10 protein-coding genes are annotated in these 17873 nt (G+C 50.8%); 9 read left to right on the top strand and 1 reads right to left on the bottom strand.

What is annotated here, in order from left to right; all coding sequences use genetic code 11:
* The first annotated feature begins 454 nt into the window (after nt 1-454).
* The 4 genes from IPH59_11325 to IPH59_11310 all read left to right on the top strand — a co-directional run bounded on the left by IPH59_11325 (nt 455) and on the right by IPH59_11310 (nt 9612).
* Nucleotides 455-3529, top strand: coding sequence for a dockerin type I repeat-containing protein (locus IPH59_11325; protein MBK7092289.1), 3075 nt, complete (start codon nt 455-457; stop codon nt 3527-3529).
* A gap of 229 nt (nt 3530-3758) precedes the next feature.
* Nucleotides 3759-6110: a S8 family serine peptidase gene (locus IPH59_11320; protein ID MBK7092288.1), complete on the top strand. Its 2352-nt coding sequence runs from the start codon at nt 3759-3761 to the stop codon at nt 6108-6110.
* A gap of 272 nt (nt 6111-6382) precedes the next feature.
* Complete coding sequence (locus IPH59_11315; protein ID MBK7092287.1) at nt 6383-7258, top strand: T9SS type A sorting domain-containing protein; 876 nt, start codon at nt 6383-6385, stop codon at nt 7256-7258.
* Between the two features lie 185 nt (nt 7259-7443).
* Complete coding sequence (locus tag IPH59_11310) at nt 7444-9612, top strand: beta-galactosidase (GenBank protein MBK7092286.1); 2169 nt, start codon at nt 7444-7446, stop codon at nt 9610-9612.
* A gap of 61 nt (nt 9613-9673) precedes the next feature.
* On the opposite strand, the gene IPH59_11305 is transcribed toward IPH59_11310, so the two are convergent.
* On the bottom strand, nt 9674-11137 hold the full coding sequence (locus tag IPH59_11305; GenBank protein MBK7092285.1) for a dockerin type I repeat-containing protein: 1464 nt from the start codon (nt 11135-11137) through the stop codon (nt 9674-9676).
* Nucleotides 11138-11520: 383 nt separating this feature from the next.
* Here IPH59_11305 and IPH59_11300 point away from each other — a divergent pair, with 383 nt between their 5' ends.
* The 5 genes from IPH59_11300 to IPH59_11280 form a co-directional block, all read left to right on the top strand.
* On the top strand, nt 11521-13059 hold the full coding sequence (locus IPH59_11300; protein ID MBK7092284.1) for a trypsin-like peptidase domain-containing protein: 1539 nt from the start codon (nt 11521-11523) through the stop codon (nt 13057-13059).
* A gap of 83 nt (nt 13060-13142) precedes the next feature.
* On the top strand, nt 13143-14003 hold the full coding sequence (locus IPH59_11295; GenBank protein MBK7092283.1) for a sigma-70 family RNA polymerase sigma factor: 861 nt from the start codon (nt 13143-13145) through the stop codon (nt 14001-14003).
* 411 nt (nt 14004-14414) lie between these two features.
* A complete protein-coding gene (locus IPH59_11290; protein ID MBK7092282.1) occupies nt 14415-15695 on the top strand; it encodes a serine hydrolase in 1281 nt (426 codons plus the stop codon).
* Nucleotides 15634-16308: a hypothetical protein gene (locus tag IPH59_11285; protein MBK7092281.1), complete on the top strand. Its 675-nt coding sequence runs from the start codon at nt 15634-15636 to the stop codon at nt 16306-16308. Before IPH59_11290 ends, IPH59_11285 begins: the two co-directional genes overlap by 62 nt.
* Nucleotides 16309-16519: 211 nt before the next feature.
* A partial coding sequence (locus IPH59_11280; GenBank protein MBK7092280.1) for a CotH kinase family protein occupies nt 16520-17873 on the top strand: 1354 nt, incomplete at its 3' end.

The following is a 17873-nucleotide window of genomic DNA, read 5'->3' as shown; positions in this document are numbered from 1 at the left end:
ACCGATTCCGAGCAAAAAAGAGTTGACAGAATCGGCTTAAAATTCTATACTTATGGTGTTACGGGAAGAGACTGTTATGCGGTTCCACGGCAAAGTTCGGGCTTTGTCGAAACATGACAGGTCTTAAGGTCTTCACAAGCTAAAAAGCTGTATGTAGCATTCCGACTGTCTGCAAGTTAGACTTTGTTCGAGGTTTGAGTTGCACGCAGGCGTAATTTGTTGCTACAGTTTTATTGGAAGTTGCAGCAATGTCTGTGCGTAGATCGACTCTGACCAACACAAAGTTCTGATACGGTTTACGTGACAAAGTTGAAAAAGATTCATCGTCTAACCTTCCTTAATTTTTTGAAGGAACATTTAGGAGGTGATGCTCCCACCAGCAGAACATCTTTAGGTAAGTTCGAAAGACACGGAATTTAATTGCAACGTTTTCACTCTCTGAAAGGAGCAGAACATGACGAGAAAGCTTTCTCTGTTGTTTGTTCTCGCGTTATTCCTGTTGTCGATCGCAAATGTGACGGCATTCGCGGCTAAGGCCACGAAAGCATCACACAATGGCGTCGACCCTCGCGATCTGGTGAGCGATATACCAGCTCTACCAATCGCCGGTGCTGAAGAAGTATCGTATGATCCTTCCATCGGCAAACCCGGCACTCAGACACCTCCTCAAGCACTTGGATTTAGCCCTGACGGTATCTATACCATCGGTGCTACCTATCAGGATTACCAGCACAACGGTTCCATGGGTCGCCAAATTGCTGTCGGCGGCGGCTGGGTTCACAACGTTTGGATGGTTCTGCCGGGTGCAAGCACGGCGAACCGTGTAGCCGAATATTATGGCTATCAGCTCGGAACTGCGACTGTGGCAAACGTCGCCGATCTTGAAGGCTCAACCGGTAGCGGCTATACTAACATCGGATTTAGCTCGATTGCTAACGTCCCGGTGGTGATTTTCCATAACGTCGCTGGTGGCGGAACCAAGACCGGCCGCGACTTCGCGCTCGGCGCCGCTTCGTTCTCGACTTGGGCCTTCCCGGCTGCCAACTGTCAAGCAATCGTTAGCGGTTCAGATGCTCTCGAAGGTCCGTATATTTGGCCGATCTGCGCCGTCGACAATGATGGCGCCAATGCTATCGTCCATGCGGTCGCCAGCGAAAGCCCGACCACGACCACTGACGTTCAGTCCCTGGTTTACTATCGTTCCAACAACGGTATCACTGCCAGCGGTCCGACTTGCGGATTCTGGATTGACTCAACTGATAATATCACTCCTGTTATCGCCCAAGACCCGAACTCGAACAATGTAGCGATTGTCTACATCCGTTCGAAGGATCAGGCCTTCACCGGCGGTATTCAGCAGCATAACGGTGACGTTGTCTATCGTGAATCAAGCAACCTGGGTAACACCTGGGGAGCATTGGTAAATATCACGGAGTACACCGGCGCCGAGCTTGAGCGCGCATACACCGATTGCGATGCCATGTACACTGCAGACGGCTGTCTCCATGTTGCATGGAACGCTCCGACCTTTGACTCAGTTGCCGGTACTGTGTCATCACAGGCTGCCAAGCTTCGTCACTGGGATGATTGCGGCCAGTGCATCAGTCTTGCCATCGATGCTAATCACTTTGATGCAGCCGGCGACGTCGGCGCTTGGACGAAGAACGTTGCCAAGATGAATCTTAGTGAGTGTACCGTTGGTGCTAACAAGATCCTGTATCTGACCTACACCTATTTCAAGAGCGACGAGACCGATCCGTTGACCTTCGACGTGTCAGCCGGCGCTTTCAAGAATGGTGACATTTATGCTCAGGCTTCAAGCTCGAGCGGTTTGACTTGGGGTCCTCCGGTTAACTTGACCAATACCACGACGCACAATTGCGCCGCGGGTACCTGCAAATCAGAGCATTGGTCATCATCCGCCATGTACGTGACCGACTCACTGCGCATCCAGTATGTTGAAGATACTGATGCTGGTGGTATCGTTCAGACCGAAGGCACCTGGACCAACAGCCCGATTAAGAACATCTCCGTCGGCTGTTTCTCCATGACATCATTTGTCAGCCTTGGCGCCACCCCGGCTGAGTATGTGTATCCGTACACCACTACTCCGGGACAGATCAAGAACGAGAACATCACCTTGTCGAACTCCGGTAACAGCGCTGCCAATTGGTCAGTGACTGCCACCGGCGGTTTCATCACGTTCCCGGTTGGTCCGTCTGCTGGCGTTTGCCCGGCTGGCTGTACCAACACCTCCGTATTCCAGGCTCGTATCACGGGTCCGGGCACGCAGGGTCTCTATCAGGGAACAATCGACGTGACCTACACCACACCTGATAAGGGTGCCATGGCGGTTACCTCGATCCCGGTTAGTTTGTATAACTTCAATCCGTTCCACCTTCCGCAGAACTCTGCACTTCGTACGAACATCAACCAGTTGAACGTCAACCAGGCTTCGCAAGTCTCGGCTAACGTCGCCGGTAGAATGTTCAACTACTTCGCAGACCACGCGGATACCAGCTACCTCTATGAAGGTCACCTGATTATTGGTAACGACGTATTGAATCTGAGCTATTCGACCTTCGGCGGCGTCGGCGCCCCGACCGGAACGAACCCGTATGGTTACACCTACGCGGCGACCGCCGGCATGACGATCGACTCAACCTCCTTTGGTACCTACAGAAGAGCCACTGGTAAGGGTGTCAACCGCGACTCCACTATTGGCTTTGACGTTAATTGGTATACCTCCAAGCACCCGGACAGCGGCGACTTCTATGTTGGCCAGTTCAAAGTGTACAAGGGACCCAAGAATCCAGCCGGCACCATAAGCAATGTTAGCCTTGCTTACTACACCGATTGGGATATTCCGTCAGACTCAGCTTCTGATAACACTGCTGGATCGATTCCTAGCCTTGCTGCCGTATGGCAGAGAGGTGCCTGGTCGGTCGGTAGCGAAGCCCGCTACGGTGCCACCGCTGCCTACAGAAATGATGGCAATGACATCGTCGGCGGTTGGGTACTTGACAACCCGACATACATCTATCCGGACAACGGATATGATAACGACTCAATTTGGGCAATCACGGAAACCCTCACTCAAGGCACGTACCGCCTGTATTCTGGCGTTGCTGAAGACTTGAGCGGTGGTGTCCTGATCCATCGCGATCTGACCATCAATGGCGCGACCAACGATACTGCCAGATTTGTGGTAGTTATTGCTGGTACTCGTGCAGGTGGTTTGGTCGGCGTGACAGCGTCATTGAACAAGGCCCAAGAGTTCCTTTGCGGACTTGGTCTTGCTCCGAATGCTGATATCTGCTCGGCTTGCCTATGCGGTGACGCCAACAACAGCGGCGGCTTCAGCATCTCTGACGCCGTGTACATTATCGCCCACATCTTTGGTGGTGGCCCGGCCCCGGCTCAGCCGTGTCTTGGCGACGCCAATGGTAGCGGCGGTATCAGCATTTCTGACGCCGTGTACTTGATCGCCCACATCTTCGGCGGTGGTCCGGCTCCGTTCTGCCCGTAATTTGTGATCATATTCTGATGTGAGTAATCACATTGGATGAATCATAAAGTAAGCCGCACTTGACTTCGGTCAGGTGCGGCTTCTTATTTGTGGCCAGAATATCCCCGGCGACCTTCTGAGTGCGTATCTACGGTTGACTTTTTGGTCAATGGTGGCTATATTCAAATGTTGGGGCAGATTAAAACCGTTGATAGACATCACATTCTTGGAATACCCGAAGGAGCCGTTCATGGACTTTTCCCCGACGACTGTCATTGCCCGTTGCAAAAGCATTTTACTAATTGCGATCTTATTGCTGATGATCGGACAGCCAGTCAGCGCCGTCGTTCAACCGGACGGAAGCACCGGCGGAGATTGGTGGTATGCCAAGGGTGTATTGGTAATCAAATTCTCCGATGATTACTCCAGATCTTCTTTTTCAGTTGATAAGCAGAATCCGCAAACCGGGTTCTCCGCTGTAGATGCGCTATTCAACACCTATCGGGTTAATGCTCTTGAGAAGATGTTTGTCCAGACAGAAAAATCGCTGTCACGCGGTGACCAAGATCTTTCAGGCTACTACCGAGTTACTTTCGACACGACTCTAAGTCTTGACGATGCCTTCAAGGAGTTTGCGGCGCTCGACCAGGTTGCTGGAGTCGAAAAGGTCGGAGTTCATCCGATTGATGCAACTCCCAATGATGCTTCGTTCAGCGGGCTGTGGGGTCTGCACCAGGCAAATGACCGAGATATTGATGCGCCGGAAGCCTGGGATATTGAAAGCGGTGACAGTTCAATTCTCGTAGGAGCAATGGACACCGGTGTACAGTGGCAGCATCCCGATTTGGCGGGAGCGTCACCTTATATCAACGGAAACGTCTGGATCAACTGGGCGGAGTATAACGGATTCGAAAACGAAGATGATGATGGCAACGGATACGTCGATGACATCCGCGGCTGGGACTGGGTTGATGTGACCGGTCAATGGTCGGGTGAAGACGGCGGAACACCGGACAACAATCCAATGGATTTTAACGGGCATGGCACTCATACTGCCGGCACAATGGCAGCAATTACCAACAACTCAATTGGTGTAGCCGGGGTGGCAGGAGGTTGGACTCCGACGGGCGGTTGCCGGGTTGTGCCGCTGCGAATCGGTTGGTCTCAGGCCAACTCGTCCGGTGGTGAGACCGGTTATGTACGGATGGATTTTGCCGCGCAAGCATTCAACTATGCGACGCAACTTGGCGTGACGGCAGTCAATTGCAGTTGGGGATCTTCCAATTCCGGCGGTATTTCTGCCGCAGTGGACAATGCGATTGCCAATGGCATGGTTGTGGTCACTTCTTCAGGGAACAGCGGCAACACCACAGCAAGTTACCTTGCGGCGCGCACAGATGTGTTGGCTGTCGCATCAGTCACTTCTACCGGTGCGAAATCTTCCTTCTCGAATTATGGCACATGGGTTGACGTATCGGCGCCCGGTTCCAGCATCAACTCGACTTATTCCAACCACGGCAGTGCTACCTATGGATTCTTGAGCGGTACTTCAATGGCATCGCCGCACGTCGCCGGCTTGGCAGGTTTGATTCGCTCGCGCGTTCCTGGTTTGAGTTCTTCAGAAGTGCGCGACTTGATTGTCGCATCGACCGACAATATCGACGCTCAGAATCCAAGTTACATTGGTATGCTTGGCACCGGCAGAATTAACGCCTTTACGGCACTGCAATCCTTGTTCTCGGCGACCGCTTCTGCCGATGTCCAGATTGGTTCTGCTCCATTGTCGGTGAGCTTCAACGGAAGTTCAGCCTCGGTCGTAAACACGTGGATGTGGTTCTTTGGCGATGGCGACAGCGCCGCCGGCCAGAATGCGATGCATGAATATACGACTCCCGGCACTTATGATGTCAGTCTTCGAATTACCGGCCCGGAAGGCGAGGCGACAGAGTATATGCCGTCCTTCGTGATCGTTCATGCGGATTCAATAGAGTTTGTAGGATTTAACGGTGACGCTGGCGATCCGTTGGTATGTGACGTAAGATTGAAGAATTTCGCTCCGATAACCTCATTGCGTTTGCCGGTAACTTATGCAGGCAACATGAATATCACATTGGATTCGGTATCATACGTCGGAACACGAGCAGCCGATTTTACATCAAAGTCCACCGCATCCAATGATCCTTCCAGCAAGCGATTCACGCTGCAATTTACTGACAATGACGGCGGCATACCAGAGGGTGACGGTACGCTTTTTCGGATGTACTTCCGGTACAATGCTACACCGCCGCTGGTTGGCTTGAATCTCGTTGATACTACGCGCTACTCCACGCTGTTATTCACGATTAACACGCCCGTGGGAAGTTATGCTCCGGCGATTATTCCCGGGACGTTGAATGTCGCTGGAGGGCTTCGCGGAGATGCTAACGTCGATGGTGTGCTGAGTGTGAGCGATCCTGTTTACCTCATCAACTACATCTTCAGTGGCGGAGCTGCACCACCGGTTTATAATGGCGATGCCGATGCCAGCACAGTAGTCAATATCTCGGATGCCGTGTACTTGATTGCTCACATCTTCAGTGGGGGCCCGCCTCCGCCGCAATGAGCAAAATTGGATTAATAAGCGGCTTTGCAGCACTTGTGACATGTCTGTGACGTGTGGGCATAAGTGCGAAAGAGACGGGCAAATTCGATTTTTTATGTTGCTAAAAATAAGTTGACTTGACATCTTTAACTGGATATATAGCTGGAACTTTGCGTCTGCATTTGTGTGTTATAGGTAGTAGCCTGTACATTTCTAACACGGATTGCGAGACTTGCACATGCGACGCACTATTGGACAAGAATTTAGATTGATTGACCTTGATAGGAGGTAACATGAAAAGCAAATTGTTTATGGCATTGGTTGCCGTTTTTCTAACGCTGCCGTTGTTCGCAGCATTTGGACAAGAACCATGCGGCACAGATCCCGGTGCTAGGGATACGGTGCGTGTTGGCCCAGTTGTGGTTCCAGTTGTGACGCCGGGTGACACATTTGCGGTGCCGATATATATGTACTCTGATAGTCCAGTTCTGGGTATGTCGCTCGGGATTAAGTGGAGCGGGACCAATATTCGTTACTACAAGATGGCTTTTAACCCAGATTTTGTTACTTTAGGTTTTCAGAGACAGATTTATAGAACTGACACAACACTGAGCATAATTGGTCCTGGAGTAGTCTCGTTTGATCCAAGTAGTCCATTTCCGGCAAACACAGGAAATGTGGCGGTTAAAATTTGGGACATTTGGTTCCAAGTGAAAGCAGGGGCTACTGCGGATGTCATCAGCTTAGACTCTGCCAAGTTTGGCCCTGCTGGTCGCTTTTTAATCTCTGATGAAACTGGCGCTAATGACATCTGTCCCGAATTTGTCAATTCGCCGACTAACGCGGACGTAAGATTGCCCGTGCAGGAGTTTGACGGACCGGTGCTCCCGGAAGCATTCTCAATTAGCCAGAACAACCCGAATCCGTTTAATCCGACGACGTCAATAGATTTCGCTCTTCCGACAGCAGCCAAGACCAAGATTGAAGTTTTCAACATTCTTGGTCAGAAGGTGAAAACGCTAGTTGACGAGTATTTGACCGCTGGCAACAAGCGCGTTGATTGGGATGGTACCGATGATCGCGGCTCGGCCGTCGCGTCGGGTATTTACCTCTACAGAATGACTGCAAATGACTTTACTGAAACCAAGAAGATGATGCTGATGAAGTAAGTCTCTTGGGGACTTGATATTAAGCCCTCTGCGGTTCGCCGCGGAGGGCTTTTTGTTTATAGCCACTAACATCGTCTTGTTTGGTAATGGTCTGTACGGCAATACCTTAAAGGAATATTCACCTTTTGCTATTATTTGATTGACTTGGCGATGTTTATGTGTTACTATGACCCCTCGCTAAGGGCATGATAGCAGTAACTGGACATAAATTCACGATTGGCAAAGAAGAATATTTGCCCTACGCTGTTGAAATACAGTACTTTAGGGTAAATAAACGATATTGGTCGATCTGCTTCGAGCGCATACGACGCGCTGGTTTCCGTATGATATCCACGGCGATACCGTGGTCCCTCCATGAAGACAGTCACCGCGAGTTCGATTTCTCCGGATTTACAGACCAAGCCAAAGACCTAATCGTCTTTATCGAGCTGGCCCGAGAATTCGGATTTAAGATCCTTCTACGACCGGGACCGGTCGTTTTCTCAGAGCTTCCAAACGGAGGAATGCCGCCCTTCTTGAATAAGCATCCGGAGATTTTCTCCTGCGACTCGCGCGGAGCCATCACGCAGACACAGATGGCAAATGGACTCCCCGAGTTCCATTATCCGTCGATGTCGCATCCCAAGATGCAGAATTTCGTCAAGCACTACATCAACGGCCTTACGGAAATTATCAAGAATTACATCTATCCGCGCGGACCCTTGTTCCTGGTTGAACTCGACTCAGGCTCCTATTTCGGCGGCGATCCATATCCTTGGAAGTCGGATTACAATCCGCACGTTACAGGTGTGCTGTATCCTCAATTTCTCGAGAAGCGATACGGCGACGTCAAGAGTCTCAATGCTGCCTATGGAGAGTCGGCTACTGAGTTCACGGACGTGAAACCACCCAAGGACTTCATTATTGCCAAGGACGTCTCCTTCACGAAGTTGATGGATTGGTATCGGTTCAAGGAATATGTCATAAATGAAAATGCGACGCACATGGTCGACCTCTATAAGAGCTTCCAGTGCGAGCCGCTGTTCTATCAGACCTTGGCTTTCCACAAATCGTGCCAGGCGCCAATGACGCCGATTGTATCTTCCGAAGGTGAGATTTTCCCGACCATCCAGATCACTTGGGATAGTTCTTCAACGGCGATGCTTCAGAAGGTACGTTACTTGCGCGCCAACTCGGAATTCCCGTGGGCTTCGGCGATTTCGCTTGGCAATCAGACGACCGATTTTAACACGACCAAAAAGCATTTCCCGATCACGGCTGATGCTACCAAGTATATTTTGACGCTGAGTCTGGCTGGTGGCATTAAGGGTGTCAACACTTACAAGTTTGTCGAGACCGATCATTGGTATGACTCGCCGTTGGCTCTTGATGGAACAATTCAGGAGTCGTTCGAGGTAGTACGCAAGTACATGACTTCGTTGACGACTATCGATGTCGGTGCCTTTACACAGCCGGCGACAATCGGTATGGCAGCTTATCGGTTGAACAACTGGGTTTCGTTGTTTGAGGATGCCGGTCCATTCGGTTATGTTCAGACTCTGAATGAATTCACGATGCCGGAGATTGGCCGCGACTTAGATCGAATCAAGCAAGATTTCATCATTCCTGATTTAGACAGCCCGGCTTCATTTGAAGGAATCAAGCACTTGATCGTTCCGATTACGGAGATCATGGATGAAGAGAAGCAGGAATTCTTGGTTGAGAAAGCCAAGGAAGGGACCAATCTAATTCTTGTCGGCTTACTGCCTCGATTCAATTCCGATCTCGGCAAGTGTGAAGTTCTTGCCAATGCTATCAATTGCAAGACACAGGCTTTGGGCAAGATTGGCACTGTTATCACAAGCAAGGACAAGTTCCCAAGCTACGTCTTCGGTTCAATCAACACAACCGCTCGCAAGTCGAAGAAGCTTGCAACTTATACCAAGAAAAACATCGGGTTGGTGATTAACAAGTTCAAGGGTCAGATCATACTGCTGACGTTCGATATTTCTTCGCAAGGAAATCACATGAAGGTGAATTTCCTGCACAACATCCTTGAAGATCTCGGCGTAAAGTTTCCGATTCAGACTTCACACCCCAACGTTCGCGTTTTCTTGCACAAAGGCGAGAAGGGCTCGATGCTTTACATACTGAATTCGATGCCGAGCCAGATATTCCGCCGTTCGCGCGTCATGCCGACTAAGGTCGTTGTCCAGGTTGATCTAAAGGCATTTGGTATGAAGGGGAGTAAAGTTCGGATGGTTGACATCTTCACGAATGAAGAGATCCTCACGACTGCAGAAGAGCTGCATGAAGGGCTTTACTTTACACTTTCGACACTCGACTCGCGTGCATACTTCCTTACAGCGAAGTAACTCCAAACTCTATTTAATTCCAACCAATTCCAGTAGCCCAGGCTAAAGCACCGCGCTTCGTCTACGGGCATCCTTGGCACGGAGCCGGTCCGCTGCTGAACATGTAGTTGATTAGATAAACTATATCTGTGATAACCGCCTGCCCGTCGCAATTGACGTCGCCATGATACTTGTCCATCGGCGCCGTACCATTTCCAAATACATAGTCGATGAAGAAGACGGCGTCTGCAATATTGACGTCTCCTGAACCATTGAGATCGCCGCAGATGCGGCCAAGATCATACTTCACGAGTTTGCGATGTAACAAATCGGGGATTACAGTATCGAAGAGGTAGAGAATCCAATATGTCTGCCCTCGTTCGTCGGAAACGAAGTCTCCGACAGAAGAATATGTTTCAGTGGAGCTCCACAACACATTGCCGGTAGGCAAATATTGGGTCACTCGATCGCTCGGCGACCAAGTGAGCAGTGTATTGTTGCCTCCGAATTTTATCGGGAATGGAACAGGCAGGCTTCCAAGGAGCTTATCAAGAACCAATGCGCCGTTTTCATCCCGACCTTGAAGCAATTGTTGTCCGGTAGTTCCTGCGACAACCCAATAGAATCTTCCACGTCGATCGGAACAGACGGCATTCATGTTATTGAAAGCCATCCGCGGCCCAGTCACATTAAACACGAGACTGCCGGTCGGGCTGAATTTCTTATAGATAGTGGTGGCCGGATCCGAGAAGATAGCAAGGTAATTACCGTTACTATCGACTGCGCCGCCCTGGTAGTAGACTCCTGCCTGAGCATTAAGGCTTGAGTAAGTTGTGCAAAGCGAGTCTCCATTTAGGTTGTAACCAGCGACGAACCCATCAATCGCAGAACTCTGGGAAAGTGTTCCTCCGGTTACGAAAATAGTCTGACCGAATGTCGCTACCTTCTCAAAAATCACACTCGGCTCCGCAAGAGCGTCCTCCCGTTGCCAGAGTAGTACTCCAGCCGATGAATAGCGCAGTAGGAATGTCCTGGCGTCCGCGCGAAGCGGTTCAGCCGGATTGTCGACTATGAAGTTGGCGCAGACAACGACATTTCCAGCGGCATCGATCACAAGATCGCGGGCAGCAGATTGCTTGAATGTCCCAGCTGGCAGGAACGACTCATCCCAATCGATGTCTCCGGTAGAAGCATTGAACCGGTAGACCACGGCCGGCGATACGTTTTGCGAAGCGAACTGCGCCAAGACGTAGACATTGCCTTGAGCATCAACTTGAGCAGCGATCGGCAGCTTCAGTTCGAGACCTGAGGTGGTATCGCTCCATGCAAGTGTCCCATTCGGAAGATACTTCTTGACGAAGATCTCGGCGTTTTCGGGTGATTCGACATAATAACGCCCGATTACATAAGCGTTGCCGCTTGGATCAAGCCGAACGAAATAAGGTGCCTCGGTTTCTGGAAACGTCTTTTCCCACTGAAAACCGATAGCAATAAGTGGCTCAACAGCAATGAGTAAGACGAATGCGAGCGTGAGTAGTCTAAACATATTCTAAGAGCGCCTTTCTATATGTGCAGTATCGGCCAATTCCGGTCGTTTGTTAGTACAGGAACAGCGGGAACAGAGCCTCGCAATTAGAATAACGCCGCGACAGGTCAATTCGCAAGTAGATCGATTCTTAATAGGTCAAATCAACGCAGATTAACACCTGCTAACACAATTTTTGCAACGGCGTCACTTTGGCGACGTACAAGTTAGGGACTGTTTGGATGCTTGCGAGGCAAGCAGTTAGGAACTTACTTCGAAACAGCCGGAACTATTGCTGACTTTAACAAGTTTTTGTTGACATGTAACAATTCCACATCGAGAAAATCCTTGACAAGGAAGAGAACTATGGCTATTATACTGGTCTTGCGGATTAGGAGGTCGGAGTGAAGGGAGTCGCACATATAGCTTCAGTGAGACGCTGGAGCGGTTTCCTGCTCTTCGCCCTTGTCGGCGTAATCTTCGGTTTTATCATTTCCAGCAACACAAATTTCCTCAACATCGCCCAGTCGCAACCGCAGGGTGAAGTTCAATTAGCTCGTTCTACGGCGCCGAGAGCGTCAATCTACCCGATCAACGCCAATGGCGAATCGCCGTTTGTTGCGGTCGTTGAACAAATACGCGATGCAGTTGTCAATATCCGCGCAGAACGTATCGAGAAGTTGACTCCATACCAGCAGCGTTGGATGAAGTTCTGGGGCTACCCGCCCAATGATCAAACTGAAGTCTCAATGGGTACCGGTTTCTTTTTCCGTGAAGACGGCTACATCCTGACTAACCACCATGTAATCGCCGGTGCGAAAGAAATCACAGTCACGTTGGCCGACTATCGTCAGGTTAAAGCGCAATTGATGGGCGAGGATGCCTCGACCGATCTGGCAGTACTCAAGGTTTCTGGCGGTGGATTTCCGGCCATTGAACTTGGCGATTCGGATTCCATCAAGGTCGGCGAGTGGGTGATTGCGATCGGCAATCCGTTCCCTTCACAAGGACTTGACCGCACGGTAACGGTCGGAGTTATCTCCGCCAAGGGCCGTCGCGGGCTGAATTTTGGCGATGACTCACCAGAGTACCAGGACTATATCCAGACGGATGCTGCAATCAATCCCGGTAACTCGGGCGGTCCTCTTGTCGATCTCGACGGGTACCTTGTAGGTATCAACTCGGCAATTGCGACCTCGACCGGACAGTCTGCCGGAATCGGATTTGCGATTCCAGCCAACTTGGTCAGATCAATTCTTCCGGACTTAGTAAAGGGCACCAAGATTGAGCGTGGATGGCTCGGAGTTGTATTGAACAATCTCGACCCGATCCAGGCCGAGGCAAATGGTCTACCTAATGCGCGTGGCGTATTCTTACGCGAAGTGCGCCCCGATTCGCCCGCTTCCGAAGGTGGTCTGGAAAGTGGCGACATTATTACTAAGTTCAATGAAACCCAGGTAGACGACCAGGATCACTTCCGCTATCTCGTTGCCGGGGCAAAGTCGGGAGCCACTGTAAAGATGCAGGTTTACCGCAAGGGAAGACCGATGCTTCTGAATGTAACCTTGGGCGACCGTGAACAGGGCCTCTCACAGGAGATTCCGAGTCAACAGACTCCGAGACAAAGCGGATCGCCGGAAGAGCCTTCAGTCGACACTTGGTTCGGTATGGCGGTCGAGACGGCTACTGAGCAACTTGCTGAGCAGTATGGTGTGGAGTTCCACGCCGGTGTTATGGTCACTTATGTTCAGCCGGGAAGCCAAGCGGATATTGAAGGTGTTACGCCGGGAACCATCTTGTTTGAAATCGATCACCAGTCAGTCCTGAACAAAGAACTGTTTTACAATCTTAAAGGGACATTGAGCGGACGCACGAAGGCTATCGCCCTGATCGGTTATGATATTCGCGGCAATATCAAATATTTCGCCATTAAACCATCTTAGAAGATACGTACAAAGAATCTCTAACATGTTTTGGGAGGATAAGAACGGGAATTGGTAATCATTAACAATTTACGAGGACAGGTTTGACTTTGGCGAGACAGTCAAAGAAGTATCGGGATGAGGACAGGTCTTTAGATCTGTATCTGCGGGAAATTGGGGAGACTCCGCTCATTTCAGCCGACGAAGAAGTGCGCCTGGCGAAAAAGATTCACGAAGGTGATCAGAAGGCGTTAGAGGCTTTGACCAAAGCCAATCTTCGGTTTGTGGTGAGCGTAGCCAAGCAGTATCAGAATCAGGGACTGTTGCTGGCGGATCTAATCAATGAGGGGAACATCGGTCTGATCAAGGCCGCAAAACGGTTCGACTGGACGCGTGGGTTCAAGTTCATTTCCTATGCTGTCTGGTGGATCCGGCAGGCGATTCTGCAGGCGTTGGCCGAGCAGTCGCGCATTGTCCGTCTTCCGCTCAACCGCGTCGGTACCTTGCACAAAATCGGCAAGGTGTCATCGTCGCTCGAGCAGGAGTATGGCCGTGAGCCGTCGCCGGAAGAAATCGCGAACGAGTTGGAGCTTTCCGAAGCGGAAGTTTCCGATACGCTCAAGATTTCCAATTCGCATCTGTCACTGGATGCGCCGTTTTCGGTATCGGAAGACAACAGTCTGATCGACGTACTCGAAGATGAGTTCCAGCCTGCACCCGATGAAGCGTTGCTCGACCAGTCGCTGCGATTGGAAATCGAGAAAGCGCTCGACACTCTAACTCCGCGCGAGGCAGAGGTGATCAATCTTTACTTTGGCCTTAATCATGAGAAGGCACTAACGTTGGAAGAGATTGGCGCCCGTTTTAATCTTACGCGCGAGCGAGTGAGACAGATTAAAGAGAAAGCCATACGCCGTCTGCGTCACGCTTCGCGTTCACGCAGCCTTAGGGCGTACCTGACTTAGAGCACATCTCCAAGATTCGTATTTGAAGCGGCAGTCCACCAACTGCCGCTTTTTTTTTGCGTGACCACCAATTGTCTACTTTCAACTGTCAACCGGATTCACTTTGAGCCTTTGATGATCTCAACTGATCCCGGAATTGATGTCCGACTATTCGGATTCACCATCTCTGATGCCGTCTACCTAATCATCTACATCTTCTCCGGCGGCGCCGCACCATGTTCTGCCTGTCCGTAATAATCCGATGATCGAATCGCAAGCCGGAGGAGCAGTGTTGCTCCTCCGGCCTCTTCTTCAAGAAATCACGGCGTTATAATCGAACAAGAACTCCAAGTTCCCGTCTATCTACTGTAGTCTCGATTCTTCAACCATCGGCGCCGCCGCCGGGTTAGGGAACTGCAGGAGGAGTTGCTAATGTCGCTGTCGATTATGACTGTCGCCGCGGTCTTCTCATCTCTTCTCTTCACATTTGCACCAACAGGTACATCGGTGTCTGAACATGCCGATCGCTATGGTCTTCAAGCAACGCTAAACGACAGTTCGCTAATAACCGAAGCGAAAACTCTTAGCTCTCCGGTCAAGGAATCGGTCGATAACAATCTCGATTCCTTCATTGTCGCGACAATGACACAGTACCATATTGCCGGACTTTCCGCGTGCATTGTCAGAGACGGGGGAATCGCCTGGCAGGGTGCGTACGGTTATGCCAACATCGCCGCCAATATTGAAGTCACCGACACCACCCTTTTCATGCTCGCCTCCGTCTCAAAGACTGTAACCGGCATGGCTCTGATGAAGCTTTGGGAGAATGGTCACTTTGATCTCGATGACGATATCAACGATTATTTGCCTATTGAAATCGTGAATCCGAACTTTTCGAATTTGCCAATCACCTTCCGCATGTTGCTTAGTCACACCTCGAGCCTCAAGGACAATTGGACAGTGATGTACTCCACCTATGTCTATGGCGATACGCCATTCCTGCTCGAGGACTATGTCGCCGCCTACTTTGTGCCCGGCGGCGAATTCTACGATTCCGTTTCTAACTTCCACACCTGGTCGCCGCGAAGCGCCTGGAATTACTGTAATCATGGCTTCGTTCTGATCGGTTATCTGGTGCAGGTCATTTCCGGCGTGCCGTTCGCGGACTATTGCCGCGATTCGCTTTTCACTCCAATGGGGATGAACAATTCCCATTGGTTCGTTGCCGGACTCGATGGCTCAGACATCGCGATGCCATATCACTGGAACGGCACCCAGTATCAGGCACTGGGGCAATTCGGCTATGCCGACTATCCGGCCGGGACGCTCCGCTCCAGCGCTCCGCAGATGGCCCGCCACCTGCTTACGCACTTGCAGCGTGGCCGCATCGACACCATTCAGGTCCTGAATTCAACCACTATCGATACAATCACGACACGGCACTATCCGACTATCGCCAGCCAACAGGGACTCACCTGGTATCGCGCCAATTTCGACGGCCAATGGGTTTGGGAACACAGCGGCGGCGATCAGGGTGTCTGCACGCGCATTGGGTTCTGCCCCGCCAAACAGACCGGTATCGTCGTCTTGACCAACAGTGAAGCATTCGGCGGCGTCAGCAATATCGTCACCAGGCTCTGGTTTGAGGCAAATGGCCGCGGCGACCGCGATTTCGACGGCATTGCTGACTCGCTCGACAACTGCCCCGGATAACCCCAATGCAACCCAGATCGATTCCGACGGCGATTTGCGCGGTGATGTGTGCGACAACTGCCCCAACTTAGCCAATCCCGACCAAGCCGATGAAAATAACGACGGTGTCGGCGACCTCTGTGATGGACAATTGCACATTGTCAGTAGCACGCTGCCCGACGCCTACCTTGGCATGCCATACTTTTACAATTTTGAGGCGTTTGGCGGCACGAAACCCTACCACTGGGGATTCAACGGCGGCGACCTGCCATACGGTTGTGAGTTTGCCGGTGATACCGTCGGCATGCTGGCCGGAGTACCGACCTTAAATGCGACCTATTTTTTCACGCTTACCTGTAGTGATTCAGAGTTTCCCGTTCACGGAGACACTATGAATTTCATGATCACCGTGACCAACCCGCCGTACATTTGCGGCGATGCCGATGGTTCGGGAACAGTGACGATTTCAGATGCAGTGATGCTTATCAGCTATATTTTTGGCGGCGGTCCAGCTCCCGATCCATTGCTTTCCGGAGATGCAGAGTGCAGTGGGGCAGTGACCATTTCTGATGCAGTCTATCTTATCAGCTACATTTTCGGCGGTGGCGCGGCGCCCTGTGCGGAATGTCCGTAGATTATCGAATCAAGTAATCAAATACACCAAGCGGCAGTCCACCAACTGCCGCTTTTTTGTTGCCTCACAATTCACGATTCAGATTGTCCTAATTGTGTTGTCCAGATTTTTTACTCGTTTTGCGCAAGTATCGGGCACGGCCGCTTGTCAAAGTAGATATAATTGTCTCGAAAAGAGATTCTAATCTACTGTACTTTCCGGAGAGTAAGCCATGCCAAAACCAATCCTCATCGTTCTACTGATTCTGAGCCTTTTTTGCAGCGCCGGTGCGCAAGACCTCTATGACGTCAGCACAATTCACACTGTCCAGATCGTCTTCCCCCAATCGAATTGGGATCAGTTGCTTGATAATCTGTATGCGGCGGGCGAAGACCGTTTGCTGGGGACAGTGACAATTGATGGAATCTTGTACGACAGTGTGGGTGTGCGGTACAAAGGGAATAGCACTTACAGTCCGAGTCGCACCAAGAATCCATTCAACATCAAACTGGACCACATCATTAATGACCAGACTCATCAAGGTTACGGCACGCTCAAGCTGGCGAATGTCTGGTTTGACCCGAGTTTTGTGCGGGAAGTACTTGGCTACGAGATCGCTCGAAAGTACATGGCTGCGAGCCAATCAAGCTACGCAAATGTCTATGTGAATGGGACACTGATGGGGCTGTATACCAGTGTACAAGATGTCGACAAGCTCTTCACGCGAACTCATTATCAGAGTGACGAAGGCGCCAGAATCAAGGGCGACATGGATGGTCCGCCCAGGGGCTGGGTAATCTGGGGATACGAGGGTCAGGACTCGACGTCCTATATGGACACATATGAACTTGACTCCGACCACGGTTGGCCCGATTTGATCGACTTCCTGGATACGCTCAACAACTACACCGCGGCAGTAGAGAGTGTGCTCGATGTAGATCGCCACCTCTGGATGCTCGCCTACGACAACCTATTGGTCAATCTGGATGCTCCGATCAACTTCGGGCACAATTTCTATCTTTATCGAGATGATGCGTATCAGTTCAATCCGATTATCTGGGATTTGAATATGTGCTTTGGCGGTTTTACATCGATAATCGGCGGCGGAAATCTCAATGTTACACAGATGCAGCAACTGAATCCATTCTTAAACGAAAGTCACGCGAACTACCCGATCGTGAACAAGTTTCTTCAGAATGCGACCTATCGTAAGATGTACATCGCTCACATGAAGACATTAGTTGTGGAGAACTTTTCCAATGGCTGGTACTCGACCAGAGCGACCGAACTGCAGAGCATCATAACTGCGGCTGTCCAGGCGGATCCAAACAAACCTTACACTTTCAGTAACTTCACAGCCAATCTAAATACGCAAGTCGGACAGACGCCGGGTATCACTCAGCTTATGAATGCGCGAGCAACATACATCAACAATCACGCTTCATTCCAAGCCGCCGGTCCGGCGATCACTTTGGTAACCTACTCACCCGCCGTTGTTGCAGCGAACGCGTCAGTTACAGTGGTTGCGACTGTCGGCAGTGCCACCAGCGTTAAGGTCGGTTATCGTGACAACACTGCGATGCCAT

It is taken from the genome of bacterium (assembly GCA_016708315.1).
Lineage (GTDB): Bacteria > Zixibacteria > MSB-5A5 > CAIYYT01 > CAIYYT01 > JADJGC01.
Note: the sequence above shows the minus strand (reverse complement) of the source record. Positions and strands in the feature narration are given on the sequence as shown.